Origin of the sequence: Adonisia turfae CCMR0081, assembly GCF_011009555.1 — a bacterium.
GTDB classification, from domain to species: domain Bacteria; phylum Cyanobacteriota; class Cyanobacteriia; order Phormidesmidales; family Phormidesmidaceae; genus Leptothoe; species Leptothoe turfae.
The window spans coordinates 362,074-368,368 of sequence record NZ_QXHD01000003.1; the positions used below are offsets into that span (position 1 = coordinate 362,074).

4 protein-coding genes and 1 pseudogene are annotated in these 6,295 nt (G+C 43.5%); 2 read left to right on the forward strand and 3 right to left on the reverse strand.

The window, feature by feature from the left end; translation table 11 throughout:
- Positions 1–153: 153 nt before the first annotated feature.
- Entirely contained in the window at positions 154–990 is an 837-nt protein-coding gene (locus tag DXZ20_RS02310) for a hypothetical protein (RefSeq protein WP_163696186.1), read from the forward strand.
- 124 nt (positions 991–1,114) lie between these two features.
- Here DXZ20_RS02310 and DXZ20_RS02315 read toward each other — a convergent pair whose 3' ends face one another.
- The 3 genes from DXZ20_RS02315 to DXZ20_RS02325 all read right to left on the reverse strand — a co-directional run bounded on the left by DXZ20_RS02315 (position 1,115) and on the right by DXZ20_RS02325 (position 4,431).
- Positions 1,115–2,275, reverse strand: a complete 1,161-nt coding sequence (locus DXZ20_RS02315) for a methyltransferase domain-containing protein (RefSeq protein WP_163696188.1) — start codon at positions 2,273–2,275, stop codon at positions 1,115–1,117.
- A gap of 134 nt (positions 2,276–2,409) precedes the next feature.
- Positions 2,410–3,012, reverse strand: a complete 603-nt coding sequence (gene comJ, locus DXZ20_RS02320) for a competence protein ComJ (protein WP_163696190.1) — start codon at positions 3,010–3,012, stop codon at positions 2,410–2,412.
- A 285-nt stretch (positions 3,013–3,297) separates the two neighbouring features.
- On the reverse strand, positions 3,298–4,431 hold the full coding sequence (locus tag DXZ20_RS02325) for a saccharopine dehydrogenase NADP-binding domain-containing protein (protein WP_163696192.1): 1,134 nt from the start codon (positions 4,429–4,431) through the stop codon (positions 3,298–3,300).
- Positions 4,432–4,806: 375 nt separating this feature from the next.
- Here DXZ20_RS02325 and DXZ20_RS02330 point away from each other — a divergent pair.
- A pseudogene (locus DXZ20_RS02330) lies at positions 4,807–6,072 on the forward strand (NAD(P)/FAD-dependent oxidoreductase); the annotation flags it as partial.
- Positions 6,073–6,295 lie beyond the last annotated feature (223 nt).

The following is a 6,295-nucleotide window of genomic DNA, read 5'->3' on the forward strand; positions in this document are numbered from 1 at the left end:
TCTACAGCCCCAACCTGGGTCTTTATTTTTGTTCAGCCCCTTAAGGACTATTAATGGCGTTAATGGCCTCACAGGTTTCTCAGATTATTTAATTAAGTTGAGCATTAGGCAGCATCTGGTAGCTGTCTATGCTCATATCTGAGAGGGATTGCCATGGGTAAGCATACACATAAGATTACGTTACCTATCAGGTATCCCCTCAAGCTTGCCTACATCCTTTCCCTGATCATTGCGCTGGTGGTGGCAATAACCTCCATCACGGGCGTACTCTACGGTACGGTTGTCTATCCAGCCGATGACCTGTTTCAGGCATTTATGCCCAATGATGTGGTTAATCTTTGTCTCGGTATACCGATATTACTGGGCTCAATGTGGCTCACCCGACAGGGCCAGTTGGTCGGTCTATTATTTTGGCCAGGTGCGATTTTCTTCGTACTTTACAACTATATTGCGTATATTTTTGCCCTTCCTTTCAACATCATATTCCTGCCCTGTTTGATATTGGTTGTGTTGAGCGCTGGTACGCTGGGCTACCTGGTTGCAAGTATTGATGGACCAACTGTTAAACAACAGCTGGTCGGCGTTGTACCGGAAAGGGTCAGTGGCTCTACCTTAGTGGGTTTTGGGTTGTTGTTTTTCTTGCGAGTGATTGGGGTTATGGTAAATGCTCTCGTTAGCCAAACTCCAATTGCTACAGCAGAATTTTCAGTGTTAATCGCTGATTTTATTATTACTCCAGCTTGGATTATCGGTGGTATTTCACTGTGGCGGCGTCAAACGCTGGGCTATATGACAGGACTGGGACTGCTCTTCCAGGCAAGTCTGCTATTCATTGCCTTGCTTATGGTGATGTGCTTGCAGCCTCTCTTAACAACAGCTTCTTTGAATGTGGCTGATATTGTCGTTGTCGCCACCATGGGTACAGTTTGCTTTATTCCCTTTATTCTTTTTACCCGTGGTATTATCTCACGTCATTACTCACAGGTTTGAAACCTTTGTTTACAAGTACAGCAATAATAACGCACACAAGTATGCCCTTCCTTTCTTATGTGTGCTGTTGCTCTTTTTCTCTGGAAATTATGTCCTTTAGCCAGTGCAATCGATAATTCCCCCTTTACCGTATACTGATTACCTGATCGAAAAAAGATCGTCTTATCAAAGAAACGTAATTATTATTTCTTTTTTTCTGAGATATTGGGACAAAAGAAATATTATAGTCGCCCATGGCAGGCATTTTTATGTTCTTCCATTCCCTATAAATGCTTTTCAATGCATTGTATAAACCCATGTCCCCAGACAAGAAAGTGCATTTATTGCTTGGACTGATAAAAACAATTCCGCTGGAATTATCGTATAGACCGTATCCAGGTGGTTTACATTTAAAAAATGCGCGCAAGTCTTTTATTGATAAAAAATAGTAAAAATCTTTGGGGAAAGAAGCCCATACCAACGATTTGGATGAGTGGAGCTCTTCTAGGTCATCAAACAGAGGGAGCCTTTCCATCTGCGTAAGTACCGGTTGTATGTCTGGGCGACAAGGCCAAATCTTTACTTTACTATCAACGGTATCAATAGGCATAAAGCCTGAAATACCCACTATTGATCCGGTTATCAGGTTTTCTTCACTCTTGTTGACTTTAAGCAAAGGTGTCCACCCTGCATGGTGAAGCGGGAATAGGATTAGCCCTACTGTATCAAGCTGATCTATCCAGTAGGGGGATAAATCCATGCAACCAACAGTTGCTATAATCCTATCGTACGGGGCTTTTGGTGAGAATCCCTTCAAACCGTCGCAGCACACTACTCCTATCTCTGAATATCCAGCTTTTTTCAATAGCCGATGGGTTTGCTCAACTACATCAGCCTGGATATCCAGAGAGGTTACAAGACTTTGAGCACCTACTATCTCAGCCAATAAAGCAGCGTTGTATCCTGTTCCTAGACCAATTTCTAAGATATTTAACCCTGGTCGTAGCTCAAGCTGCTCTAGCATTCGGGCCATCAGTGATGGTTCAGATGATGAGCTTGATGCGGCAGTTTGCTTAAAACGAGTAACAAGAGAGCTATCAGAGTAAATAGTTCTCCATATCTCCTGCTCCATTTTGTCGCTTACAATGACTAGTTCTTGCTTGTTAGCCCTAGAAAGTTGAAAGCTCTCTAGCAATAAATGCCTTTGAACAGATCGAAATGCGGCTTCGATAGCTATAGTTTTTATAGCACCTTTAGTAATCAAGTCTTCGATTAGACCTTCGACGTAACTTGAGATTGAAGTCATTTCTATCCAAGCATTGGGTGGGTTTGAACTGATTTAACATACTCGATGAATGTTGCCTCGGTTTAATGCCGAATAAATACAACCGTTGGTAGTGAGGTGAGATTATCTCAGTCAACTACCTAATAAAGTTTGTCCTATAGTAAATTATCAAACATAATTAAGGTTTCAGGAACCAAAGACTCAAGAGAAATCAATCCCTTTTCAACTTGTTTGCGAAATTCCCTAGGAATATGCCAGGGTGTAAATCGCAAGAGTTTTGGTTCTATTCTTTCAGCAGTTGGGGTAAATGTCAGTGTGCACAGCTCAGGTGGTTCTAAAAAGTCTTTATCTGCTTGCTGCGGTCTAAAGTTGGAATACTTCTCAGTTGTAAAGATTTCATCTTCGGTTAATAGCCTGAGTTCAAATAAGAGTTGGTATTGTCCAGTGGGTATATCTAGTCTAGTGACATCGAAATTTCCAGTTATTTCAATATAGCCATCCCCAGGTACGTTAAAAGGAACAAGAATAGCCCGAGTGGTCTCAGGCTGTATCTCTAACTTCTGGGAATGGTAAACCGTCAGCCAGCTGTCACCATTGGCAAGGTCAAAGGTCACACAATTTGGGTACCAGGCAAACCCTTGAACATCCCGTGCATGATAGCCTTCGTTTGGCATATCACCATAAGGACCTGATGGATGAACCACCATAACATGTCTGGTATGTGCTGCATAAAAAAACTTATCCTCAATTAGTTGCATGATGCAGTGACTCTATATGTAGGTCCTATCATTGCCAATGCCATTAATGACAATGATACTACTCATTACTCTGAGAAGTGAGCAGTAATTGTCTTGCTACAGGTTCGGGTGACAAAGCACCAACTCAATTAATTGTTCTTTAAGTTTATAAAACAGAATCGCTATCACACTACAGGTTGTCGGTGACCTGCCACCTCAACAAATGAAGTGGCCGCTTAATCAAGTAAACAGCATAGACATAAAGAGCTGAGCAACGTTTACCTGGTTGCCAATAGCAAGAATATATTAATTGCTCAAGTCAGTATCTCTATAGCTGATGCATATTTGCAGCCTAGTGTTCATCTTTTCCATATCATTCAATAATCTACCAGGGTCCACAAGGTGTCCCATCATCCACAGGCCTGTTTTACGGATCGAACCGTCAAGATATTGATGCAAACAGGCAATTACTGGAATTACCGTAAACTCATAGGCACTGTCATGTTCAGAAATAATATCAATTTGTTGAAGGTGTCCGTCCTTTTTGCCTTCAGCTTTTAGCAAAAAAACAACGCCCTCTGTGGGATGGGAAAATGTATTAATTCCAAAGGCTAGTATCTTTGCCCAAAACCCCCTAAGAAACCCTTTCTTGATCTCTTGTGAAAACATGATCAGTGGAAAGATCAGGTAGTCTGTAAACCAATTAAATCCTGTTGTATAAATCCCCGTTTCCTGTAACCCTAGACTTTCTGGCAAAGATTTGATTTCTACCATATCGATGGGCATGCTACTGCGCACACCAAACTCAGGCCCATAATCAATATTGATAGCGTCTTGATAGGTGCCAATTTTCCATTGACCATTTTGATAAATTTCAGGTCGATAATCGGCTACCATATCTACTAACTCATAGAGAGACTCAGAATTGTCAAGCCGAGTATTCATCACAAAAGCGACGATCGCTTTGTCATACTGATCAAAATAGTCAGCCCCATGGCGAATAACGGTGGCTGGTAGTCCAGGATGAAAGCCCGCCTGGGTAATAAAGCAGCATCCAGCCGTCGTTATCTGGTGTTGCAGAGTTTCTAATATGGGATATACAGTTTGTTGAAAGTAGATATCTAAATAGTCAGTATGGGTTGCAACGGCTGCTTCTGCGATCTGCTTTGCCCATGGTGTGGTAGTAGCAGCCACCAACAGAAGATCAATATCATGGAGAGCGCTATGCAGACTCGCTACATCAGATGCATCGACATAGCGAGCCGCAATTCGTTGGGGTGAAAATTCTTTTTTTAATTGATTGACAAATTCTGTGGCTTTTTTGAGCCTCCTACCTGCAACGATAATGTTGACGTGGGTTTCTTGGAGGAGATGGCGACAAAACAGTTTTCCTGTTCTTCCATATCCTCCCAGAATTAATATGGTTAGATTATTTTTCATGATCGGCCTCAGTCCCAAGCCCAGGACCTATGCTAACCATCCTACTTTGGCTACTTGCATACGGCACAGTCAAACCGTATCTAGCAGCTTTTTATTTATCTCAAGTATTTCAATAGATGGGCTGAATTCGGCTAACAACAAAGCTTATATGTATCACAAAAGCTAGCTATTTATTGCATCAAGCTATGTTTTCAATAAGTGCAAGCTTTTTTTTAACTTTTCTATTATTATGAGCATATAACTAATCAGTAATTAAGGTCAGAACTTCTTTACCCTGTAGTATCTCGTCCCTTGCTCAGTGAATTCGTGCGGTGGTTGAGGGCAAGCTGTGCAGTTAGTTGAGCCAACTTTGAAGATAGAGGATTGAATTTAGCTATGGCAAATGTTGTTGTCATTGGGGCAGGTCTAGCTGGACTGCCTGCAGCCTATGAGTTACGTCACTTACTTCCCCACAAACATACAGTGACGTTAATCTCTAATGAGCCTAAGTTTACGTTTATCCCAGGCCTGATTCCGGTCGCCCTAAACTTGAAGCCGCTAGAGCATGTTCAGCTTGATCTTGCTCGTTTAGCAAAACGTCATCGCTTAAATTGGGTGCCTGGTAAGGTGACAGATCTTAATCCGCAAACGCAGACTGTTACCGTCGAAGATAACCTTGTTGTTCCGTATGACTACCTTGCGATCGCAACCGGGTCGTCCCTGGCCTTTGATCAAATTCCTGGGCTAGGTCCCCATGATGGCTATACCCAGTCTGTGTGTACTCCAGATCATGCTATGGGCGCACGTCAGGCCTGGCTTGATTTTCTCAAAGATCCTGGCCCCCTGGTGGTTGGAGCCGCACCTGGTGCAGGCTGTTTTGGCCCAGCCTATGAGTTTGCCCTCATGGCTGACCATGAATTGCGTCGTCATGGATTACGGGAACAAGTCTCCATCACCTATGTCACGCCAGAGCCATACGTCGGACATTTAGGGGTCTCTAATGTGAAACATGCCAGAGAGTTGACAGCAGACCTGATGCAAAAACGTGGCATTAACTGTCTTGAGAATACTGCCATCACAGCCGTAGATAACAGGCACATAACCGTGGCCAGCGGTCGTCAGCTACCTTTCAAATACGCCATGGTTTTACCGGCTTTTTACGGGTCTAATTTCATTAAAACGGTGCCGGGTCTGGGCGATGAAAAAGGCTTTATTCCCATCTTGCCAACCCAGCGCCATCCTGACTTTCCCTCGATCTATGCGGCGGGGGTCAGTGTTAAATTACGGCAGCCCGATCAAACCCAAATACCCATTGGATTACCCAAAAGTGGTCAAATGGCAGAAGCTATGGCGACAGCCGTAGCCCACAATATTGCCGTTGACCTTGGCGCTATTCAATCTTCCCACCAGGTTCCTACCTTAGAAGCTCTCTGCTTTGCTGAATTTGGCGATACTGGCATTGCCTATATTGCTGCCCCCGTCCTACCTGATCCTAAGACTGGTAAACGAAAATATTCCTATGCTGTACGTGGCCCCTGGATCGTCTGGGTCAAGGCTGCATTCGAAGCCTATTTTATGGCCAAAATCCGTACTGGAACGGGTATGCCCTGGTTTGAGAGGCTAGGCCTACGCGGACTATTTGGGCTCAAAATGCTTAAGCCTCTTCCAATCGCTTCTACACCTGATTTAGGAGAAGAGATTCATGCTCGTCGCAGTTTCCAGCATCATACTCCTCAACAACATACTGACTCAGATGTTGTTGAGGAGTGTAGTGATAATCTGCATCATCACGTGTCATCAGCAATTCCAAATTCCGACTTAAGAACAGGTGTCTGTGTCCTGGAGCTAGCAATCGAGTTGTGCACAGCGTGCCCCTATCCGATAG